Here is a 25670-nt window from a genome sequence, read left to right as displayed (position 1 = left end):
TTTACAAAAAGAAGCTGTCCTTTTCCGGTCAGGCCGGAAAAGGACAGCTTTTTAACAAGAAACCAAAACTACTCTCTTTATTAGTTATTCACTCTTATAGTGGATGTAGATTGTTTCTGATCAATATTACGAATCACCACTTCAACACGTCTGTTACATTGTCTGCCTTCTTCGGTATCATTTTCACATTTCGGATTGTCTTTACCAAATCCTCTGGCGGTTAAGCGTGATTTTTCTACACCTGCTGCAATCAATGCACTTGCTACTGCCTGTGCACGTTGCTGAGAAATTTTCTTATTTACCTGAACACTACCTTTATTGTCGGTATAACCGTCAATGTAGAAAGTTGAATTCGGTATTTGCTCATTCATTGTTTGAGCTGCTCTTTCAATAATCGGCAATGATTCAGGACGGATGGTCGCTTTACCAAAGTCGAACAGAATGTTTTTGAAATCTGCAGTAATACGAACAGCAACTTCTTCTACCGGACAACCTCTTGATGAAGCCGGACCAGGTTTATCAGGACAAAGATCTTCTTCGTCATTGATACCGTCACCGTCTCTGTCAGGAATAGGGCAACCCTGGTATTTAGCAACACCTGCAACGGTAGGACATTTATCGTCTTTATCAGGAATACCGTCACCGTCAGTATCAGGACAGCCTTTGAACTGGCCAGAACCTGGTTGGTCAGGACATTCGTCGATTTCATCGTTAATACCGTCACCATCTCTGTCAGGAATAGGACAACCCTGGTAGCGAGCTAATCCCGGTTCGTCAGGACATTTATCTTCTTCATCATTAACACCGTCACCATCTCTATCAGGAACAGGGCAACCATTGTAACGTGCTACACCCGGAACTGTAGGACACTGATCTTCTTTATCATAAATACCATCGCCATCGGTGTCAGTTTTCTTCACTTTTTTATGTGGCATACCGAATCTTACACCCAGATGTAAATCAGCTTGCTTATTATTGTCAAATAAAGCGGTGATTACACTTCCTGATCCCAGGAATACAGGGCCGAAACGGAATGAAATACCGGCATTGAAATCAGTTAATTCGTTGTAGTTAATAGGAACAGAAATTCCGAAACGTTCAACATCATAACGTGGAGTTAAAGTATATGAGTTGAAAGCATATAAATTCAACCCTTCGGTTTTGCTGGTAGCTATCTGACCGGCAAGATTCACAAACCAACGATCATTAATATTATAGTCAACATTCGCCTGAACAGTGGTTGGAATTGAAATTTTGTACTCAGTACTTCCAGTACCAACGTTGGTAAAGTAAGGAGAAGCATTTAATACGTCTGTATATTCAGAAACAGATCTGTCCTGGAAATTAGACAAAGCAAAGGTTCCGCCCGGAGGGATTGCTACATTATAATTAGCAGCATCGTTGGTAGACTTTTTAAACTTGATCTGACCGATGTCCATTACGGAAACCCCTACTCTCAACTTATATTTATTGAAAGCGCGATCATCTTCATATTCAGAGTAATCGGTGTTTGGTCTGTATTCATATACGATACCTACATCTCCACCAACACCGTGGCCGTTGAACTTGAAGAAATCTCTGAATTTATAATCAGCAAAGTTTGCATCAGTTGTATTTAACTGAATAGAACCGGTCATATTCGTTAACTGTGTTTGACCGCCAACATTTACGATAGAACCATTCAGGTTACTCTGACGTAAATAAGCGTCGGCTACTCCTGCCAGATATTTGGCAGTAAGACCAAATTTCAATTGGTGACGTGAGTCACTATTGGTTAAAACCTGCCCCCAGCTGAGGCCGAGCTCCGTCCAACCGGCTGTGTGCATATCACCTTTTGACACATTAAAGTTGTAAGGATAATTAGCGTTATTGACTTCACCGGCATCAATTACAGCACGTGCTAACCGGCCATCAATATTAGTGGCATTCGCCCACACCCTGGTTCTTGTGGTAACGGCAAAAGAAGTTTTTTTGCTGGCGCTAAACATAAAAGATGGCCCCAGGATATCTATTCTGCTTAATGCCGTCAGGTTATCACCGTTAGATGTTAAAAGTTTTGATTTTAAAGAATCGGCGTTAAAAGAACGTGTAATGTCTTTGAATTTAAGCGTATTCTGATCATTACCGGCATATCCGTCGATTGCGAATACATTCACGTCCCATTTGTATCTACTGTCTGCAATATTCGCGGGGTTGAAGAATACCCCGTTCACGCCTGTATAGTTATTAGTTCTATATCCTTGAAAGCTTTGAGCTTTAGCAGACAATGATACAATGACAAATAAGAAAATACAGAAGAAGGAATTTCTCATACACTTAATAGTTTGATAAAACAATGTTATTAGCTCTCGACAGTGTAGGGGGCATAGTCGGACCATAACATTCCCAACCAGGAAGCGAAAAATGAATTGGTTGCGATGTTTAATTAATCCGAATAATTGAATAGAGGTGCTAATGGTCTGATTACAAAAGAGAGACCAAATATTAAAGTTTTCTAAAAACTGTTATAAACTGTCTTAAAAAGGCTTATAAAGAGTTCGTAATTAACGAATTCGATGAATAGTTCACTAAAATGTAGAATTTGACACACATTTTTTTATGATAATTCTATCTATACATTCAAAAATTCAACAAAATATGTGGAATTTTGTTATCATAGTTAATACTCTCCGTACACTATTGTATAAATACGATAAGATACTCACATCCTGTTTAAAATCTCTTTAGCAGTTGATTAAAATCAGGGTTATTTTTGTCATTCATTACGAAATTAGTAGTAGAAAACATATTCAATGAAAATAGAACAAATATATACCGGGTGTTTAGCGCAGGGCGCTTATTATATTGAAAGTAATGGTGAAGCTGTTGTTATTGACCCGTTACGTGAGGTAAGCCAATATATCAAAAAGGCTGCAGACAACAACGCTCAGATAAAGTATGTATTAGAAACACATTTTCACGCCGATTTCGTTAGCGGGCATTTAGACCTGTCGCAAAAAACGGGCGCTCCGATTGTTTACGGGCCAACCGCTAAGCCTGGCTTTGATGCATATATTGCAAAAGACGGTGAGTTTCTAACAGTAGGTAATATCAAAATTCAGGTATTACATACACCAGGGCATACAATGGAAAGCACCTGTTATCTTTTATACAATGAAGAAAGCAAACCCGTAGCTATTTTTACCGGTGATACTTTGTTTATCGGTGATGTAGGCCGTCCTGACCTCGCACAAAAAGTAAAAGAAGATCTTACTCAGGATATGTTAGCAGGTTTTTTATATGAATCTCTCAGAAATAAAATATTACCCTTACCAGACGATGTAATTGTTTATCCGGCCCACGGTGCAGGATCTGCATGCGGGAAAAATATGAGTAAGGAAACTTTCGACACATTAGGCAATCAAAAGCAAAAAAATTATGCTTTACAACCTATGTTGAAGGAAGAGTTTATTGAAAAAGTCACAGATGGATTACTTCCACCTCCAGCGTACTTCCCGGAAAATGTAATGATGAATATCCAGGGATACGAAAGCATCGATACTGTATTAAACAGGGGTACACAGGCATTAAGTGTAGAGGCATTTGAAGCGGCTGCCAACGAATCAGGAGCACTTATCCTGGATACCCGCAGCCCGCAAACATTTGCGCAGGGGTTCATTCCAAATAGTATCAATATCGGTATTGACGGCGGATTTGCTCCCTGGGTAGGTGCACTTATTACCGACATTAAACAACCGCTTTTATTACTTACAGATACAGGAAGAGAAGAAGAAGTTGTTACAAGATTAGCAAGAGTAGGTTACGACAATGCATTAGGTTATCTGAAAGGTGGTTTCGATGCATGGAAAGCCGCAGGTAAAGAAGTAGACTCTATCGAATCAATCACAGCTGAAGAACTGGCCGCCAGAAGAGAAAAAAATCCGGACTTAAAAGTGCTGGATGTTCGTAAACCCGGTGAATATGAAAGTGAACACATTAATAATGTTCCTAACTTACCGCTTGATTATATTAATGATCATCTTTCTTCTATCAACAAAGCGGAAACCAACTACATCCATTGCGCCGGCGGATACCGTTCTATGATTTTTGCTTCTATTCTTAAATCAAGAGGTTATGAAAATGTTGTAGACATAAAAGGCGGATTCAAAGCAATAAAAGACAGTCAACAATTTGACCTGACAAACTTTGTTTGCCCCAGTACTCAAAAAAGTTAGTGACCAGTAATTATAAAAGAATAAGATTGAGAAAAAGGTTTCATCTATATAAGAAGATGAAACCTTTTTTATTTCGGATACTATTTCTCATTAGAAAAGAGCGATGCTAAACGGTTGTTCACCGTTCTATATGAATATGCTAATTTTTAGGCGATAATGCAAGCTTAATGCATTAATTTTTCATTTTATTTTTAAAATCACTCCAACACCTGCCTGCCCGGTTGTTAAAAAAAGAAGTTATCAGAAAATAGATACTCCCCATTAAAACAGACAATAAGAAATCTTTAAAAGCAATATTCATATGAAATTTATAGATTACACGAAGAATAAATCAACCCACTATACATGCAAATAATTTAATAAGTTTATTTTTCACCTTATTTCAGTTCTAATATTTTTTCAACCTGATGTTCTAAATAAGCGGCAGCCGAAGCAGATGCCCCTTCAAAGACAGCCCCGGTAGCTCCTACCGCGAAAGCACCCCAAAATCCCCCTAACAAAGAACCTACTTTTCCAAATTCCCATGCCCCCTTTACGGCACCAACAGCATCCCATAAAGCCAGCTTTTTTCAAGGAATATCATTATCTACCCGGGATGAATTTCTGGTAAGTTCGGGCTTTAAAACAGGCTCAAACTTATTCTTCCAGTATAAAAAGGAAGACTTATAAGTTTCTATAAAAGCTTTTTTTGTAATCTCACCTTCTGCATTTAACATTGGACCGGCAAAAACCTGATACGGATCCAGCAAATCCATCGGTTTTCCAATGAAGAGATACCCGAGTAATTCAAATACCGCCTGCTGCACGGCAGCATCTGTAATACTATATGCTCATTGTTCATAATGCTGCATATCAAAAAGTTCATATGCCTGTTTATCTAACCGATTCAAAAGCATATCCTCGTTCACCCAATTATTTAAACCAGACTTAACAAACGATTGCCGATAAATTTCTTTTAAGACCAGTGCTTTTTCATTCACCAGGTCATTATCAGAATATTGGTGCACTACAGCTAACAAATCGTTTAAAAGCAGGTTATGTTGCTGACCTATATCCGGTACTTTTTCCTCATTTCACTTTTCACCATTTTTTTTACACCCCAATAATAAGAATGCCATCAATAATGAATAACACCATTTCATAAGTAAAATTTTTAAATCAATATTAAGTTCTTCTATATTATACGTTATCAAAAAGAAAATAGATTTAAATACAGATAAATTACATAAAAAAAGTGGTTGATGTATATCAACCACTTTTAAATTATCTATATTACTTATTACATGCCAAAAATGCGGAACCCGCTTTGTTTCGGTGTAAAATTGTTTATATTCATACTGAAGGTGAGTAAAAAGTATTGTTGTTGAATACGGTTTTGAACATCACTTATATAGTTACTCATCACCGTTCTTCGAACCGACACGTTATCGTTTAGCACATCAAATACAGATAAAGTAATTTGTTTTCCCATATTTTTTCCGAACTGATAAGTACCCGACAAGTTCCATAACTGAACATATTTCTGAAAACCGTCAGCAATCAATTGATTGTAGGTTAAACTATAATTAGAGTTCAATACAATCTTTGGAATCGGTCGATAAGTTATGTTTGCGTCGAATGTTTTCAGGTTATAAGCAAAATCCTGCACATTCTGATTTTTGAATTTATTATCAATATAGGTTACTCTGAAATTAAGGTTCACTTCCAATGAATTCTTATGAATAAACCCTACTCTTGAACCTACACGGTATGAGTAAACTTCCGACGAAATTTCCTCTCCATTTAAGAAGCTTGGATTTTCATTGATATTGATAAAAGAGTTTATACCCAATGATAACTTCTGATCGGTAGTATTCTTCCAGGTTTTATTATAATCACCGTTTAACTGTGCTGATCTTCTTCCTCCCACCTGTATAAATTCAATGGTTTGCACACCTTTCGGATCTACGGTTCTGCTTTCTACTACAGCATTTTCATAAATACTTGCGCTGGCTGATACATTGTAGTATTGATCCGGTTTACCAAAATTTCTTACCGCTACATTGAATGATGCACTTTCCTCAGGTTTCAGGTTCGGATTACCAATTATAATCCGAAGCGGATTATTGGCATTGGCTACCGGCTGCATGGTTGTTAACTCAGGGAGATTTACATTTTTAGAAAAAGATAGGGAAAGCTTTTTATATTCCATATTTAAACTGGGAAGTAAGTAATTGAAGTTATAATTACGTCTGTTGCCCAGCGTGATGAAATCGTTCTGCATTCCTAAGTCAACATATCTGAGCGTTGGAGAAATTCTCCAGTCAGCAGTTCTATATACGATAGAAATATTTCCATTATGTTCATTTACCCTTCTTCCAAAGTCGTCAGATAAAGACGGAATGAATATATCATATACATCGTTAGGGTTTAATGCATCATAGGTATACACCCCACTCTTTTGCTTTTCATATTGATAACGGTATCTGTAATTAACCGACCATGTAGAATTAATATAGTGAGTCAGGTTAAGAGAGTTGTCAATGCTTTGCTGAACCCTGTCCTGATTTTGCTGACGATTCTGACTCAATGCATCACCGGGAAAATAGAAGTTCAATACATTATCTATCAATTGTTGATCGGTATTATCTATACGAACAACATTTGTAACACCAATCAACCATTTTTTATTCAGATTTCTGTTTACGTGAAACTGGTGGTCGTAGTTCAGACGGTCATTAAATGTTTTACCGTCCAGTGTACTATTATTAAGTTCTTCGGTTTCATTCTTGATCATTTCCGAATAACCGGGGCGTATGGTTCTGCCATTCGTCAGCGTAAGCGAAGGATCAAGACGCATAGTAGTAACACTGTCTATTTTCCAGAAAGAACTAACATTTACTACATGCGTATTGGTGATCGACTTTACACTGGAACTGGCATTCGTTGTTAAAATGGTATCCACAATAAACTGGTCTGTTCGTGATCTTGTATCCAGCAAATTATCAGCCCGATTGTAAAAGTATTGAGTAGATACTGACAGATTATTTTTAAAGACGTGATTCAGGTTAATACCTCCACCTGTCACTTGTTCAATTCCTGAATTCATACCACCGGTTGAAATTCCGTTGAATGCGATTCCTCCGCCAGAATTAACACTGATGGAGCGGATCGGGGAACGATTCATTCCACCCAGATTCATCATATCACTGGCAGAGAAAGAGCTTTTAGACAAGTTGTTCGAATATCCCAGCAAGCTGATTTGTGTAGTATCTCTGAACATATTGACGATACCTCCGATTTCATATCGGTCGTCAGTTCCACCACCTGCGTAAACTTTTCCGAAGAGTCCTTTTCTATATTCCTTCTTGAGTTTAAGATTTACTACTTGTCCAACCTGATGTTTCGGCTTATACGGATCGTCCATCAGATCTCTGGGGTCATCGTAAACAGCCACTTTACTGATTGTAAATGCAGGTAAATTGCGTGTAGTGGTTTGCACATTATTGCCGAAAAACTCTTTTCCGTCAACCAGAATTCTGTTGACAGTTCTTCCGTTGACCATAAACTGGCCATCTTCCGTTAATTGTACACCCGGCAATTTTTTCAGGAGATCTTCTACCATTGCCGTAGGGAGGGTTTTGAATGCCGCGGCATCAAATTCAATCGTATCTTTTCTCATAACGATCGGAGGACGTTCTGCACTAACAATTGCTTCTTCCAGCATATCGTTATCTTCTATCATGGAGATAATTCCGAATTCTTTTTTAGGAGACTCTGTTGTAAGAGAAAACACTTCTCTGTGTGATTGCTGACCTGTAAAACTTACCAGTAATGTCAAATCAATTCCGACAGGCAAAGAAGCGATTTGAAATTTACCGTCTTTATCCGTTAGTTTATAACTTACAATACTGGTGTCTTTTGTTTTAAAAATAGTAATCGTAGCAAAAGATAAAGGGTCGGCATCAGATGATTTTACCTGGCCCGCAATCGATCCATTATTCTGAGCATAGGTAACAATCATACTGCAAAGAAGAAACGAGCAGATAAGTATCTTCTTCATTGATTTAGTGTTTGGCATGCCTCTAAAATAGTAAGAATATGCTCACAATCATTATATAGCAAGCGTTTTATGTCGAAATTTAACCTTATTTAACGCTGATTTACACTAATTAAAAAAAGTGCGCCTCCTTTCGGTAAGCGCACTTCGAGTATCAGAGTTGAATGAATTCTATATAATCTAATAATGCATGGTTCACGTCTATATTCATATTATCCTGGTCAGGGGTTTTCTTCAGCCGGATTTTATTCTTTCCTTTCTTCAACTTAACAGTGATTGTATTTGACCACCCCCAATCGCTCCATTCATCTTTTCCGCGTTGTGGAAAAACCATGATTCCCTGTTTTATATTATTTACACTTAATTGTCTGATTGCACATTTATTGTCAGTATTAAACGGTCCATTTCCATTCGCATAAACAATTCTCACCATATACGCTCCTTTTTTAGGTGCTTCCACCTCCAATACCAGCTCATTATTAACATCATTGGCGGTTTCTATATATCCTTTTCCGGAATAGCCATTCGCAGGTAATACCGCTGTAGAATAATAATCTTCCCACTCTTTTTTTATTACGTGAGCCGTATTCTCTTTTATAACCGGTTCACTGGCAAAAGAGGGAATATTATTTTGATCGATAGCCTTTACCTGATACTCGACTGCACCTTTTTTCAGAGGCAATGAAAAGCTGGTTCCGGTAATGGATGCAATTGTTTTTCCATTTTCGATAATCTGGTACTTTTCTGCACCTGCTACAGCATTCCATATCAGTTTATCTGTTTTTATTTCCGCAACAGGCGCTGCCGGTGAAAACAGCACTGGCTGCCGGTTCATCTGACTTTTACTTTCAAACTTATTATTCATTTCAATACGAATGCTGATTTTTCCTTCCATTGTTGCGGGAATAATCAAATCAGTAGCAGTTTTTCCGTTAACAGTAAAGGCTTTAACCGCATCACCATAACCTGAAATTTCAATATCAATATTAGCATTACGGTATTTATAGTTCTGTAATGAATATTTTCCTTTCAGCGGTTCAGGAATAAAAGGAGTGAATTTCAAATATTGATTTTCATGTTGAATTCCGAAAATAACTTTATGAATGATACTTAGATTTCCAGACAAGCTCCACAACATATTACTCGAATTTATCTGGGTACCGAGATAATCACCATTTTCTGAAACAAAATTTTCTTTGTTAGTCAGAAACAGGGCTGCCGGTCTGTAAATAGCAGCAATACTTTCCAATACAGCCGGTTCATTTTTTGATTTTGCGGAAGCTAACATCCAGTAAGCCTGTACAAAAGGCCATATTCCATTATTGTGGTAAGGCGGGATATTGGGAATTTGAGGATAAATACAAGCAGCACCATATGGTGTAACCGGCATACTTTCAATGATTCTTTTTTTCCTGTTATCATCTGCAATATCAAACAATATGGTTAAAGCTTCTCCCAGCGTTTCTGCACGTGATGAAACTATTTTAGTATTTCTTCCATATAAGAACTGTGCGTAATAGCCTTTATCTTCCAACCATAAGTATTTATTAATACCGGCTTTAATGTTTGCGGCGAGTGTACCATATTTTTTAACTTCTGCATTTTTGCCTAAAGCATTACCCATTTCCGTCAGTAAATGATAAGCCTGGTAATGAACGGCATTGGTTCCAAGTGATAGTGACTCAAAAATATCTGCCGGTTCCATCCAGTTCGGATATGTTTGTTCTCTCCAATCCAGAAAAGAAGATTCTCCTTTTACCAATCCCGTGGAAGGATCCAGAATATTTTTAATATCAACGTCTAATGATTTTTTTATAATCGTGTACGCTTGTTCTAGCCAATTTTTATCACCGGTTACTTTATAAATTTCCCAGGCTGCTACTGCCCAGATCATTCTGTCGGTACTAACAGGCCAGGCACCGCCAGTACCGGTATCCTGTACGATCACTCCGTTTCTGTTTACTTTTTTCAATAAACTGATTTTAGACACTTCAGGCTGAAGCGCTGCCATTGCCAGAATAATACTGTAGCTTACGTCACGCGTCCATACGCCCGCCCATTCCTGGCCGGTACGCAAAGTGCTGTCTGCTTCTATTGCATTCAGCATTTCTTCCAGCGAAAGTTGATACATTGCTTTCATCAAAGTATTATCAGCAACTAATCGGGGAAATGCTGTTATATCTTTTGATAGTTTCCATTCTTCTACTGCACTTACTTCTCCGGTTGTTTTATTTAACTCCAGTGTGAGTTCATAAATACCGTCACCATCATCATCTTTCAGTTGAAGATGCGAGAAGTTCATCAGATTATCAAAATCCCAGGTCATGGGTGCTGATCCACCTGCTACATATACGCCTTTAAAGTCGCTGGCGTATATTTTTTGTCCGTTAAATGTTGTGTAATAACCCTGATCTTTAAATGCCTGGTGTACCTTTCGAAGGTCTACTCTGAATGTAAGTGTAGCGCCGGGCAAAAGAAATCCTGCTTTTTCAGCAGCAGCCGGTTTTATTTGTTTTCCGAACTCGATGAGTGGTGTAGCTACATGTAATTCATTTTCAGGCAGCACAAAAAGATGATCGTTTCCACTCACCATTTCATTATCCTTACCGTTAATACTAAACTTAAAAGAAATTGCGGAGGATTTAAACAGATTCGCCGGACTTTGATAATCGGAAATAATATGTTCTCCATTCAAAACGCGTGCAGTATAATCGCCTTGTACAATTTTATCATTGTACATACTGTAAGCATCAGATGTCCAGATCTTTTTCTCCTGCCCATGAGCAAACGCTCCCCAGAGACACAGGAATGTGCCTAAAACTTTTTTCACAGTACTCATTCTTTTGTTTCTTTTTAAGGTTGTATCGTAATAGTAGAAGTTTGTTGATTTTCTAATACAGTTACATATATCATTTGCTCGTCTGCACTCCAATACCAGGTATTACTCTCGGGTATTGCAGTAATGAGCTGTTGGATTAATTTTATTTTTCCGGATTTTATCTTTTTATCATTTACTATAACACTTCCGGGCTTTTTAGTTGCCGGTGTTTTAATGATATAACCTCTCTTTCCGTCATGTATATATCCTTTATTCTCACGAGGATAAATTTTAACCACAGCGGCATTTTTTTCTGTTCTTAATTCAAAACGGGTATTAGAATGTTTGTTTTGCAGATAATCGGTAGATTCTCCATCATCTTCATAAAGATTAAAGGCTATCGACTGTGCTTCGTTAGGTTTTGTAACATACAATACAAGCGGGAAATCTTTTTTCTCATGGATGTATTGCATTACCGGCATCATTGGTATAATTGCTCCTTTTTTGATAAAAATGGGAACCGTTGACAATGTTACCGGATATTGAATGGTTTGTTCGCCATCATATATCGTGGAAGGGTTATTAAAATCAATCCATTCACCTTCCGGCAGATAAACTGCTCTTTTGGTACTTCCTTTTTTTACAACAGGTGCCACCATCATAGATTCGCCGAACATAAACTGATCGTCTATTCTGAAAGTTTCTGCATCATTCGGATACTCCAGAAATAATGCACGCATGATGGGTAATCCCTGATCATGTGCTATTCTTGCTTGTGTATAGATATATGGGAATAACTGATATTTTAATTCTATAGCGGCTTTTGACAACTTTTCAGCTTCTTCACCAAACATCCAGGGTTCTACGGCATTGTCTCCTTCATGATGGGCTCTGCTCAACGGATTAAACATTCCGAACTGCATCCACCTTACATATAGTTCAGCCATGGCCAGATGATTACTGATATCACCGCAATAGCCTGATATATCTGTTGTCCAGAAAGGGATTCCTCCCATACCTGCAGATAAACCTACCGGAATCTGATTCGCCAGTTGTCCCCAGCCTTCCAGTACATTATCACCATTTCCGCTGTCGCCCGACCAACCGAATGTGTAACGTTGCAGGCCGGCATAGGCAGCCCTTGTCATCTGAAAAATTCTTTTACCCGGATTATGTTTTTCGAATTGTTCTTTTACAACTTTATCCCAGGTCAATCCATATACATTATGAACTTTATCATGCATACCGTCGTGGTGTTGCATAAACAATCTGTCCTGATCAGCTTCGTTGCTCCATGCCGGTTCTCCCATATCAGTCCAGAACCCTCTTACGCCATCTGCCACCGGCATCTGTTGTAATTGGCCCCACCAGTCAGCTACTGCAGGATTAGTGAAGTCAACCACTCCACAATTACCACCCCACGGCCATGGCATATCATATGATTTTCCCGTACGGATATCTTTTGCGAAGTAACCAAGTGCATCTGCTTCTTTCCATTGTTGCTGGTTAGATTGAGAGATGACCGGATCTTGTGATAAAATCATCTTAAAGCCGGCTGCATCTAATTTTTTCAACATTTCTTTAGGATTCGAATAGCGGTCTTTGTGCCATTTAAAGCTTTGTAAGTCATTTACCCAACCGATATCCTGATAAATAATATCGCAGGGAATCTGACGCTTTCTGAACTCTGCGGCAATTTCCAGTGCTTGTTTTTCATAAGTATACATACCTCTTGACTGAGCAAAACCCAGTGCCCATTTCGGAGGCATGATCGGTTTACCGGTAAGATCTATATATTGAGAGATGATGGTTTTAAAATCTGTACCTGCAATAAAATACCAGGTAAAATCACCACCGGGCGTTTCATAGCTGAAATAATTATTACTTTCAGAACCGAATTTAAATTTAGTTTTATAAGTGTTATCGAAGAATACGCCATATTTATAACTACTAAAGAAGAAAGGAATGCTTTTATACAATGGGTCTTCATATACACCATAACAGGGTTTATCACTGTTCCACATAGTGAATTCTTTACCTCTTCTGTTCAGGTTTCCTGATTTTTCCCCTAGTCCGAAAAACTGTTCATCCCTTCTAAGTGTTTTATAGGTAACCAGTCCGTCTTCATTTTTTATTAGCCCCTGATCATTGTAATCACTCAATAATAGTTTTTGGTATTTATCAAATATTTGTAACTGATAAGGATTTTTATTTACACGAACACGTAATCTTGACGTATAAAATTCATACGCCTGCTGTGATTCTTCAATATTAATTTTTCCTTCGAATCCTAACGTTTCATTTACTACAGCATAAGATTGAGTATTCGCAAAATCTTTATCTACCGGTTTTTCATCAGGGGAATAATGAAACTTCAGTAAAGATTCAGAACATACTTTAATAGCCATGTGCTGGTTATTCTCAAAACTAAACACCACCATATTATCAAAAACCTTGTATCCCACACATTTTTGTAAAACTTTGGTTTGGGCATTCAATAAAAAGGTATTCACCAGCAATAAAACAAACAGAGATAAATAACGCATACCAGATATTTTAATATTCAGCAACAATCATATTCCAATACAACAGAGAGGGCAGGTTGAATTGAACGGTATTGCCGGTTTGTGTGAATGAAATTTCTTTAGCCACGCCGTGATCAGCATCCGGTGATGCCAGCCATAGTTTTTTAACGGGCGTTGAAGACTGGAAGCTTAGCGCTGCCTCTTTGAATAAAGTTGGAGCAGTAGCTGTTCCGTTCGCATCTCTCCAATTTAAAGAACTGTTCTTCGAAAAATTAATCAGGTGAAACACCTGACGGTTATCTACTTTTTTAGAAATAGCAGCAACTCTGCCACCTGAAGCCGGCCAGTTTTGAACAACAAACTGATCATCGGTACATTCTATATTGGTATTGTCAAAAGTTCCACCGTCTCTCAATAAGTTCTCATAAGCTACCAGAAAGTCATAATACTTTGTAATAGCAATGGTCAGATCATCCTGCATCATGAGATTATTATTCGGAAAGTATTCGTTCGACAACATATGCTCACCGAGTTCAAGGTGTGCTCCACCAAATGCAAAAATTACTGCATCGGTTAATAAAACAGCATGTGTATTAAAGTATCCTTTAGATGAACTTTTATCGTAATTCATGTAAGCTGCCAATACGGTACTTTTACCATTGCTGGCATCAAAGTTATCAGCTATAATTTTTCTTAACGATTCATACGTTTCATTCGGTGCCCATACTTCCGTATAAGGAAACTCAACAGGTGATTTCAGAATATGAGCTAATTGACCGTTTTGATTTACAGCATTCATTACCAGTTTTTTTTGCGGATGTGCTGCTTTCATTGCCTCAAGAAAACTACGATAGGTAGCTTGCTGATTTACTACATTTCCATCATAATCGTATAAAGTTCCTCTTTCACCTAAAGCGTCTACGTGATAACCATCAAAATTCAATGTAGCATATACCGCTGCATTTTTTCCGATAATATATTGTTGCCAGTTCTCATTTCCTGCATTCGTCAGCAGAATATTACTTTTGAAATATGGTTTTGGTAAAGAGTGTTGATCTATTTCGGTATGCTGATTATCTTTGAATAAATACCATTCTCTGTTTACGCCGTCTGACATAGCATCTTCCAATGCCCCGAAAGCCAGGTTGTAAAACATAGAATTGATATTTCTTTTGTGGCCTTCATCTATATAATATTTCAATGTATTTAAATACACTTCTTTATTAGCGATTTCCGTCCACATTGACATTGGGTTGGAGGCTGTACCGCCTAGAGGCCAGTGATGCTTATACAACCAGTCATAATATTGAATTCCATTAATATGATAACGTGTAAGTTTGTCGAGTACTGATTTCATCGAAGCTTCTGAATAGTTTCCATAACCGGATAAAAAACCGTAACGTGGAAATTTATTCCAGTCGCTTGATACATCTATCCCTGCACTTGCCAAAACCGAATCAGTTCCGTCAGCGGCTTTAGTATAAAGGTCTACCATGTAACCTTTAAAGTCGGCAGCAGGAACTGTCCATGTCCAACCGGTGCCACTCCATCTGCTTTCGCTGATAGTTTCATTCAAATGCCGGTAACGGATGGTCATCTCACCTTCTGCCGGTTTATTTACTTTGAAATTTACCACATCACCCGGATGGTAAACAGATTTATCAGCAATGATGGATAAAACAAAAGAGTTTCCATAAGTAACCGGATCATTTTGAGGGCTATCTTTTTTACAAGAGAACAAAACACAAACCCCCAGATATATAAAGTACTTTCTCATTATTTGTCGGATTATTCAATGAACGATTTGAGATGAAAAGTAGTAAGAGGATGAAAACCTTTGGTATTTTTATCACCTTTTATTGTCACCCTCTTACATTTTCATTTAGTTAGTCTTATAATTTCGTAATCACAATCGTTTCATAGAATTGATTGATTACTATTTTGTAAGTTCCTGCTTCGTTTATTTTCCATTTGTTATCAGGAGAACCTCCCGGTACAAATTTCATTTCTGTTTTGCTTAAGTCCTGATAGTTCATCACCGGCATAAAGAAGTCTCCTCCCCAATTTCCTTTTTCTACGGGTAATTTGAATTCACCTACGTTCAGTGTTCCTTCAAAGGTGAATTCATAAGGGTCATTCGGGTTTTTAGTTAGTTCGAACGGATTATCTATATTCCAACCTGCAGGTGAAGCATCTCCTACCATGTAAATTTTTTCGAACGGTACAAACTTCTCGATAGAGATAGATGGTACCTGAATGTTTAGTTTAATTTTATAAGGACCTGCCTCAGTAATTTTCCATTTATAATCAGGGTTACCTCCCACTACTAATTGAGCACCGGTTTCTGAAAGAGCAGGATTATTTTCGAGTGGCATATAATAATCGGTTGAAAAGTTTCCTGTAGCAACCGGTATTTTAAATTCTCCCACACTCAATACTTCATTATACGTAAACACAAACTTGTTAGATTCATCTACGCGCATTTCAGCCGGATCGTCAATATTCCATCCTGTAGGAATCGCATCACCCAGCATCCATAGTCTGCTGTAAGCAGGTTCTGCAGAAGCAGCAATACTGATAGTAAGATGCAATAAGTCTATACTCACCTCATAAAGTCCACCTTCTTCAATTAAAAATGTTTCATCAGGTTGATCAAATGAGGTTCTGTACACCAGTGAAAAATCGTTCTGACCTTTATTATAACTGGGAACAAATTCTCCCTGAGTAGTAATGAATTTCAATGCGCCGGCATTTAAAATTCCTCTCCAGGTAAATTTACCTGGAGCTACAGCACTTAAATCCATTGCGGGTGCATTATCAGCACTCCAGCCTGCCGGAGCTGCATCTCCGATGAGATATAAAGTTTTAGTAACAGGTATATATGTTTTTACAGATATATTATACCAATCTGTTGAATCGTGAAAAGTAGTAGCTGTTCCTAATGAGTTATACACTTTGGCTTTTAGAGATACGGTATTTCCGGGTGTAATTCCCCATCTGTCAACCAGTAACTGGTTCAGTTCTTGTACCGTGTATTTGTAATTATAACTAGCCTTTCCCAGTGAAACTATAATCGGATTGGTTTTAGTTTCATCGTCAATGTCTAAAACAAAGGTATAAGCAATAGACTGGTCAGTACCTCCATTAGTACCTGTTGTCCAGGTAAACTGCACACCGTCAACGTTAAAATTTTTCTCGATCAGTTCGATTTCTTTTTTATCTGCACTGATAGCCAGTGGTGTTTCACCTTTATTCAGAATCATCCGGTCTACTTTTGAGCAGGCTACGATCGAGAGGCAGCAGATGGTTAAAAAGGTGAGTAATTTTTTATTAATATTTTGAGTATGCATAACAATCAAAATTGAGTAAGTAGTAAATTAGTAACCGTTGTTTTGTTGCAGGTTTGGATTTGCGTCTCTTTCCCTTTGAGGAATCGGCAATAACAGGTGTTTGGCTGCTGCATTTGTTTTTCCGATGTTGTGGAAAAAGTTTAATGCGTAAGCACCGTTATCATATCTGATCAGATCAAACCATTGGTGTCCTTCGAATGCCAGTTCCATTCTTCTTTCATGTCTGATTTTTTCTCTGAGCGCCACCTGGTCTAAACCTTGCACATTATTTAATCCGGCTCTTAACCTTACTCTGTTTAAAGGGCCTCCGGTATTGATACCCGTAGCCAGTGCCTGTGCATCATTTGTTCTTCCTGATTCGTTTAATGCTTCGGCCCACATCAAGAGTATATCTGCGAATCTTAATACGGGAAAGTTCAGAGGATTCGTATCATAATCAGGAGAGTCGCCTTTGGTTACTAAAAACTTTCTTACATTATATCCGGTAGTAGAATAGGTAGCCTGATAAGTATTGCCATCGAATGTTGGCCCGCCGGCGTATAAAATTGTTTTCGCTTTTCTAACATCTCCGGTTTCATATGCGCTTACAAATTCTTCGGTAGGTTGATTCCATCCATAACTACCTGCTACAAAATTGCTATTGCGGGGGCCCATGAAAGTACTTAACCAACTTGACTGGTTTTCGTTATCCCAGAAACCGAAACTTGTTTTACCGATATATTGAACTTCGAATAATGACTCGATAGAGTTTTCTGTTCTGACGTTGAAGTTATCTGAATAATCTGTGTTCAACTGATATTGCAATGTATTGATATCTTCACATAATCTGATTACTTCAGGATAGTTCTTTAACGTAAGGTATACTTTTGCCAACAAGCCCATGGCAGCTCCTTTCGAAGCACGGCCAATGTCTTTTGCAGCATACTGAGCTCTGTCTGGTAGTAATTGTACTGCGTCTTTAAGATCAGTAATGATCTGATTGTATACAACATCTTTTGAAGTTCTGGCTGGCCGAAGATCATCATCAGGAGTTTGTCCTACAGTAATTAAAGGAACATCCCCGAATAGTTGTACTAATAAAAAGTAGTATAATCCTCTGAGAAATTTTGCTTCTCCTACCACTCTGTTTTTTACCTCAGCATTGATGTTCATTCCCGGTACATTTTCAATTACCAGGTTAGCGCGTAAAATACCCGGAGCTGGTCCTCTCCAGATATCAAGTGCTGCTGCATTATCGGTTGTGGTAACAAAATTGGCAATATCTACCGTTTCGATACCATCGGTACCACCACCTGCACCTACGATGCTGTTGTTCGCCCAGATGTCAGTTGTCCAGATACGCATATTATACAATTTCGGCCATTGCAACGGTTGATAAGCGCCGTTGATTGCACTGATGGCGTCACTTTCAGTGAGCCAGTAATTTTCGGTATTCACCGAATCAAGGGGATATTTATCTAAAAATTTATTACAACTTACTAAACCGCTTCCGGTAATGAATAGTGATATATATAGTAACTTTTTCATTGCATCTACTTTTTAAAAGGTTAATTGTAAACCTGCACTGATGGTTCTGGTTACAGGATAAACATTTAAGTCAATACCATTTGCACCAACTTCAGGATCAAATCCTGTGTATTTGGTAAAAGTGAATAAGTTCTGTGCAGACAAATACACTCTTAAATTGTTGATGACTGATTTTGAATGAGCAGATTTGGGCAATGTATATCCTAAGGTTACATTCTTTATGCGGAAGTAAGATCCGTCTTCAATAAAACGATCAGAGATTCTTGCGTTTTTGTTAGGATCATTATAAACAGCTCTTGGCATCACATGGCTGGTTCCTTCGCCTCTCCAGCGATCCAGTACTGCAGTGGTTTGATTATATGCGACTGCCATACCTTCTGTATAAATTCTGTTTGCATTAAAGATCTTATTTCCGGCCACGCCCTGTAAAAACACTGACAGATCAAATGCCTGATAGGTAAATGTATTGTTCATGGCGAAAATAACAGTAGGATTAGGGTTTCCTAAGAAAGTTCTGTCATCATCATCTATTACGCCATCATTATTTAAATCTTTAAAACGGATATCACCGGGTGAGGTTCTGTTAAAAGGATCGGATCCGGGAATTTGTACAGCATATCTGTCTACTTCACCCTGATTCTGGAAAATTCCATTGGTCACAAAGCCATAAAATTCATTGATCGGATATCCGCCCGGATGTTGAATAGTCAGGTTCTGGCTTAAACCGATACTTCCTGTATACATCGGAATAGTATCATTCAAACGGAGAATTCTGTTTTGATTGAATGAAATATTAAAGTTGGTCGTCCAGCCTAACTTACCTTCAAGGTTCGTAGAATTGATCGCAATCTCTACACCTTTATTCTGAACTTTACCTAAGTTGATCTGTGGAACATTGATATCAGAATAGCCGGTTGAAATAGGTACTGACATCGGAACCAGCATATCGTTAGTATTTTTAATATACAAATCAACCATTACATTTATTCTTTTATTGAATAAAGTTGCGTCGATACCCAGGTTAGATTGCTCTACACGCTCCCATCTGATACCAGGGTTTGGAATCATATCCGGAACGATAGCACTGACCGCCTGTCCGTTAAAATTGTATTGTACCGTTTTGTATACTGAAGCAAATGAGTAGTTACCGATATTCTGATTACCGGTAACGCCATAACCGGCACGGATTTTCAGGTCATTTAACCAGCTGATATCGCTCAGGAAAGGTTCGTCAGATACTCTCCAGGCGATAGAGGCAGAGGGGAATGTTCCCCAACGATTATTTTTTCCGAATCGTGAAGAACCATCTCTGCGTACTGTTACTGTTGCCAGTAATTTATCATTGAAAGCATAATTCACTCTACCCATGTACGATAACAATGCCCATTCATTTGCATTACCACCAACGGTGGGCAATAAAGTTCCGCTATTCAACTGTTGCGTTACATTACTTGCAAACTGTTGAATAGATCCGTTCATGTAATCAAATCTGTTGGTTTGAGCACTGGTACCCGCCATTACACTTAACTTATGAGCGTCACCCAGATAAGTATCATAAGTGAAATAGTTATCCCAGAGATAAGTAATGGCTTTATTGTAGCTCTGGCCCAGATAACTCATTTCCTGTGCTATCGGCTGCCAGTTATAAGCCGGTGCCCAATTTTTATTATCCCAGAAAGAAGCCTGAATACCTCCTGTTGTTTTAAACTTTAAACCCGGAAACAGTTTTACCTCTCCCCAGATATTACCTAAAACATTATAACCTTTGGTTACATTAGTATTTAAAGTGGCTTTTCCGATAGGGTTTGCCACATCTCCTACCCATGAAGCCTGTCCTACCGGACCAGCCCACGAACCGTCATTATTGTAAATAGATTGTGTAGGTAAAGCCAGCATGGCATTACGGATATCATAAGAACCGTTTGACTTTACATCATGGTTTAAAGTAAAGTTATTTCCGAACTGTAACCAGTCATACACTTTAGAAGTAGAGTTAAACTGTACAGTATATCTTTTATAGTTGGTATTAATAACGATACCGTCTTGTTGAAAAACATTACCGGAAACGTAGTAGGTAGATTTATTACTACCGCCGGAATAAGCCAGTGTATGACTTTGAAGCGGTGCATTTGCTCTGAACATGGCGTTCAACCAGTTTGTTCCGGTTCCTAAGGATAATGGATCTGCAAAAGCGGGATTCTGTGCCTGACCATTGTTCGCCATCATTTCGTTATGTAAGGAAGCGAACTGATAGGCATTCAACATATTTACGTCAGCAGTTTTACTTTGTACACCGGCAAATGATTTAAAATCGAGTTGACTTCTGCCGCTTGTACCACGCTTAGTGGTAATCAATACCACTCCATTCGCACCTCTTGATCCGTAAATAGCTGCTGCGGAAGCGTCTTTCAACACTTCAATGCTCGCTATATCGTCTGAACTGAAATTGTTTAAAGAAAGATCTGTAGGTACACCATCTACCACTAATAAGGGGTCACTATTATTAATGGTACCAGTACCTCTTACCCGGATAGTAACATTGCTTCCCGGTGCGCCGGCAGAAACAATTTGTACTCCTGCAGCCCGGCCCTGTAAGGCTTCACCGACATTCGGAACGGGTAGCGACTCAAGGTCTTTTCCGTTAACAGAAGCAACCGAACCCGTTAAATCTCTTCTTTTTTGCGTACCATAACCAATCACAACTACACTCTCGAGCGAAGTAGATTTGGTTTGCAGTACAATGTTTAAATCGGTAGTGGCAGAAACGACCGTCTGAAAAGGTTCGTATTCAACATGAGAAAAGAATAAGGTATCACCCACTGCAGCATTAATAGAGAAACGGCCTTCTTTGTCTGAAGACACGCCCGAGTTGGAACTCCCCCTTTTAACCGATACCCCCTCAATAGGTTTATCGTCTGTAGAGCGAACCGTACCACCAATGGCAGCGTTTTGTGCAAATGATACTTGAGAAGAAAGGATGATGAGCATCCATGCTATCAATGACCGTAACTGGCAATTTTGCATAATGCAATCGTTTTGGTATTTAGAAAGTTTGACTAATGAAATGCGAAAACACTACAAATAAAATTAAAATTGTTAAATCGGGCTGTTCAGAGCGTTTCAATTACTTATCATCCCGTATCAATCTGAATTATTAAATTTGAGGTAGAGGAATTATTTTTAATATACATGCTGATACCAGAATTTAAAGCAATTGACACGACTCTATCTTTATATTATTCTTTTAATCCTTCCTTTTTCAGTAAAAGGACAGCAGGTTTATTTTAAGAATTACCAGGTCGACAATGGTTTGTCGAGCAATACTATTACAGCAATTTTACAGGATAGCAAAGGTTTTATCTGGTTTGGTACCAGAAATGGACTGAACAGATTCGACGGAAATCATTTCAAGGTTTACCGTTCAGATCAGAACGATCCGAATAGTATCGGCAATCATTCCATTACCTCTATCAGCGAAGACAGCAGCCAGAACTTATGGATCGGTACCTACAAAGGAATCTATCATTATACACCCCGTACCGAATCATTTGAACTGGTTTTTTCCGAACATCCTTTTGTTACAGATATCCAGTCTGACAGTAAAGGCGAAATGTGGTTTATTTCTAACCAGAAACTATACCGTTTAAACATACAAAAAAGAAAAATCAGTTTTGTATTGCAACAATTCGGGGAGCTTTCGGCTTTTGCATTCGGCAGCCGGCAATCTATCTGGGTGGCAAACAGAAACGGAACCATCACACAAATTAACCTGGAAGGTAAATCACTTCAAACATTTGACTTAACCGGCATTAACAAAGGGGTGTCCATTAATACCATTCAGAAAATTCATCCTGTCAATGATTCAACCCTATTGATCGGTACCATGAATAACCTGTATCTGTTTGAGCTGAAAAGTAAAAAATTACAATCATTACTGCCTGATCATGTACCTCATCAGATACACGCCATTATTCATCAGGAAGAAGATACATACTGGATAGGAACAGAAATCGGTTTATTCATATTAGATCTGAAAAAACACAGTTCCCGGAAAATCATAAAAGAATACGCCAACCCTTACGCACTTACCGATAATGTTATTTATGCATTATGGAAAGATAAGGAAGGGGCAATCTGGATTGGTACCTTCTCCGGTGGTATTAACTATTATGCCCCGGCACTCAATTATTTTCAGAAATACTATCCCAGCGCTTCTAAAAATCAATTAAGTGGCAGCATTGTACATGAAATATGCGAAGATGATTATGGTAATATCTGGATTGGTACCGAAGATGGTGGCATCAATAAACTTCAGAAAAAAACCGGACAAATCACCAGCTACCTTCCTTCCGGTAAACCCGGCAGTATTGCTTATCAGAATATTCACGGCCTGATTGCTTTTAAAAACGAATTATGGATAGGTACTTATGAGCATGGGTTGGATGTAATGGATATAAAAACCGGCAAAGTTATCCGTCATTATGAAACCGGGCCACAACCAGGTTCATTGAACGGAAACTTTATTGTCAGCTTGTATAAAACAAAAAAAGACGAAATCTTAGTAGGTAACTGGAACGGATTATCTACCTATGACCGGAAAAACAACCGTTTTATAAATGATACGTTTTTTACAGTGCCCATTCAAAGCATGCTGGAAGATCATCAGAATATTCTATGGGTAGCAAGTTACGGCGGAGGTATTTACTGGCGCCATCAAACGACCGGTGAAACAGGAAAGTTTTTACATGATGCCAACGACAAACATTCTTTAATCAGCAACTTTGTAAACAACGTTTATCAGGATAGTAATCGAGACCTTTGGTTTTGTACAGAATCGGGTATATCAAAATTAAACTACAATACCCGGCAGTTTGAAACCATACAGCTTGGGCTACTCAACGATTTTCAGGTTTTCAGAATTGTTGAAGACCGCCATCATACCTTTTGGATCACCACTTCGAAAGGACTGGTACATTATCAACCCGCTACCGGTCAAACCAAAGTATATACCACCAGCGACGGATTATTAACAGAACAGTTCAATTATAACTCAAGCTATCAGTCTAAAGACGGTACGATTTATTTTGGAACAGTAAAAGGAATGATCAGCTTTCATCCTGACCAGATTGAAGAAACTGGCTACAAACCACCAATTTATATAACAGGGTTTCAAAGTAACAATGTTACAATCAGTAGTCATGATAATACAGACCCTGCCGGGTCGTCTATTCTCTACGCACAATCCATAACACTGCCATATGACAGTTCAAACATCAGTTTTGATGTAGCCTGCTTATCTTATATTACTCCTGAAAAAAATGAATACCTGTATAAGATGGAAGGTGTGGATGATAATTGGACACTTTTAAAAAACAATCGCACTATTTACTATACTAAACTATCACCCGGAACCTATACTTTTAAGGTGAAAGGAGGCAGAACAGTAGAAGATGATAATGTAGCAATTACCAGCATTCAGGTAAAAATCCTCCCCCCCTGGTATCTCAGCGGATGGGCATACCTTGCTTACTTTTTAATCATTGCTTCGGTACTATACCTGATTATAAGATATTACAATCTGGCACATGAAGAACGAACCAAAAGAAGACTTGAATTTGTAGAACGTGAAAAGGAACGCGAAATCCATCATGCGAAAATTGAGTTCTTTACCAATATTGCCCATGAAATACGTACTCCCTTAACTTTGATAAAACTGCCGCTGGATAAACTCCACGCCGATCTAGAAAACGATTCTCTTTACAAAGAAAACTTGTCAATGATGAAAAAGAACACCAATCGGCTCATTGAATTAACCGACCAATTGTTAGACTTCCGTAAAGCGGAGGCTAATAAATTTACGCTCAATTTTATCAATACCGATATCAACGAATTACTAAGAGAATTGTATCAAAGTTTTTTACCTGCCGCTGAGCAACGGAAGTTGGAGATGAATTTAGAAATTCCCCGTGTATCATTATTAGCTTATGTAGACCCGGAAGCACTAAAAAAAATAATTACCAATCTGATCAATAATGCTATCAAATACGCTGACAAAAAAATAACCGTTAAGTTGTTTCCATTCTACAGTGATGCAACGTCTTTTGAAGTCGGTGTAAAAAGCGATGGCTATAAAATACCCGAATCATTAAAAGAAAAAATCTTTGAGCCATTTTACAGAATCAAAGAAACCGACAAAGCTGCGGGCACAGGAATCGGATTGTCGCTAGCCCGGTCTTTAGCTGAATTACACAATGGCTCACTCGTTCTAAGAAATACGGAAGATACCCTCAATGAGTTCATGTTAACAATTCCTATCCATCAGGAAGAAGAAATACACTTTACCGATAAAATAACAGATGACCAATTACCTGCAGAGGTAATTGAAATTGATGAAAACAAAATAAAAATACTGATCGTTGAAGACCAGAAAGAAATAGTACGCTTTCTTCAAAAAGAACTAAAAGATGAGTTCGGTATCTATTCGGCTTATAACGGTAAAGAAGCATTAGAAATACTCGAAAAAGAAAACATACAAATCGTAATCAGTGATATTATGATGCCGGTGATGGATGGTATAGAGCTCACAAAAAAAATTAAACGTGATGTTCAGTACAGTCACATACCAGTTGTATTACTGACTGCTAAAAATACAATTCACTCAAAAATAGAAGGACTGGAAGCTGGAGCCGATGCATATATTGAAAAACCTTTTTCGCTTGAACATCTCACTGCTCAGATCAATAATCTGCTGGCAAACAGAACTATTATTAAGGAATACTTTTCAAAAGGGGCGGTTATTAATTTAAAAGGAGCAAAACTATCTTCAGTAGATCAACAATTTATTGAATCATTGCATCAATATATTCTTGAAAATATTACAGATGCCGATCTGGATGTTGACAAGCTGTCAAAACTCATGAATATGAGCCGGGCTACTTTTTATAGAAAAGTAAAAGCTATCTCCGATTTATCACCCAATGAATTAATTATTGCTGCAAGATTAAAAAAGTCTGCAGAACTGTTGATTGGAGACGGGTTAAAAATTAAAGAAGTAGTTTCAATGGTTGGTTATAGTAATAGCAGCAACTTTTCCAGAGATTTCAGTAAACAGTTTGGAATGAGCCCCAGTCAGTATATAGCCGAAAATAAAATCGGATAAGAACGCTATTAAAAAGAATATTCTTATCGAACTATTAA

Annotated in this window: 11 protein-coding genes; 2 read left to right on the top strand and 9 right to left on the bottom strand. The window is 38.2% G+C overall.

The genetic code is table 11. The annotated features are described in order from the left end of the window. Positions 1–80: 80 nt before the first annotated feature. Positions 81–2312: a DUF5723 family protein gene (locus D9O48_RS18125; RefSeq protein WP_158624940.1), complete on the bottom strand. Its 2232-nt coding sequence runs from the start codon at positions 2310–2312 to the stop codon at positions 81–83. A 480-nt stretch (positions 2313–2792) separates the two neighbouring features. Between D9O48_RS18125 and D9O48_RS18120 the strand changes: the two genes are divergently transcribed. Further along, entirely contained in the window at positions 2793–4214 is a 1422-nt protein-coding gene (locus D9O48_RS18120; protein ID WP_126974411.1) for an MBL fold metallo-hydrolase, read from the top strand. A gap of 569 nt (positions 4215–4783) precedes the next feature. Here D9O48_RS18120 and D9O48_RS18115 read toward each other — a convergent pair. The 8 genes from D9O48_RS18115 to D9O48_RS18080 all read right to left on the bottom strand — a co-directional run bounded on the left by D9O48_RS18115 (position 4784) and on the right by D9O48_RS18080 (position 21497). Further along, positions 4784–5020, bottom strand: a complete 237-nt coding sequence (locus D9O48_RS18115; RefSeq protein ID WP_126974410.1) for a hypothetical protein — start codon at positions 5018–5020, stop codon at positions 4784–4786. A gap of 473 nt (positions 5021–5493) precedes the next feature. Continuing rightward, positions 5494–8256 (bottom strand): TonB-dependent receptor domain-containing protein, encoded by a 2763-nt coding sequence (locus D9O48_RS18110; RefSeq protein WP_158624939.1) that lies wholly within the window; start codon positions 8254–8256, stop codon positions 5494–5496. 151 nt (positions 8257–8407) lie between these two features. Beyond that, positions 8408–11092: an alpha-L-rhamnosidase-related protein gene (locus tag D9O48_RS18105; protein ID WP_126974408.1), complete on the bottom strand. Its 2685-nt coding sequence runs from the start codon at positions 11090–11092 to the stop codon at positions 8408–8410. A 14-nt stretch (positions 11093–11106) separates the two neighbouring features. Then, complete coding sequence (locus D9O48_RS18100) at positions 11107–13617, bottom strand: glycoside hydrolase family 31 protein (protein WP_126974407.1); 2511 nt, start codon at positions 13615–13617, stop codon at positions 11107–11109. A gap of 10 nt (positions 13618–13627) precedes the next feature. Continuing rightward, positions 13628–15373, bottom strand: coding sequence for an endo-dextranase (locus D9O48_RS18095; RefSeq protein ID WP_126974406.1), 1746 nt, complete (start codon positions 15371–15373; stop codon positions 13628–13630). Positions 15374–15488: 115 nt separating this feature from the next. Next, positions 15489–16946, bottom strand: a complete 1458-nt coding sequence (locus D9O48_RS18090) for a SusF/SusE family outer membrane protein (RefSeq protein ID WP_126974405.1) — start codon at positions 16944–16946, stop codon at positions 15489–15491. A 27-nt stretch (positions 16947–16973) separates the two neighbouring features. After that, positions 16974–18473, bottom strand: coding sequence for a RagB/SusD family nutrient uptake outer membrane protein (locus D9O48_RS18085; protein ID WP_126974404.1), 1500 nt, complete (start codon positions 18471–18473; stop codon positions 16974–16976). Between the two features lie 12 nt (positions 18474–18485). Continuing rightward, a complete protein-coding gene (locus D9O48_RS18080) occupies positions 18486–21497 on the bottom strand; it encodes a SusC/RagA family TonB-linked outer membrane protein (protein ID WP_126974403.1) in 3012 nt (1003 codons plus the stop codon). A 190-nt stretch (positions 21498–21687) separates the two neighbouring features. Between D9O48_RS18080 and D9O48_RS18075 the strand changes: the two genes are divergently transcribed. Next, entirely contained in the window at positions 21688–25632 is a 3945-nt protein-coding gene (locus tag D9O48_RS18075; protein ID WP_199750617.1) for a hybrid sensor histidine kinase/response regulator transcription factor, read from the top strand. Positions 25633–25670: the final 38 nt, after the last annotated feature.

Origin of the sequence: Gynurincola endophyticus, from assembly GCF_003991195.1 — a bacterium.
Taxonomy (GTDB): Bacteria; Bacteroidota; Bacteroidia; order Chitinophagales; family Chitinophagaceae; genus Gynurincola; species Gynurincola endophyticus.
Note: the sequence above shows the minus strand (reverse complement) of the source record. Positions and strands in the feature narration are given on the sequence as shown.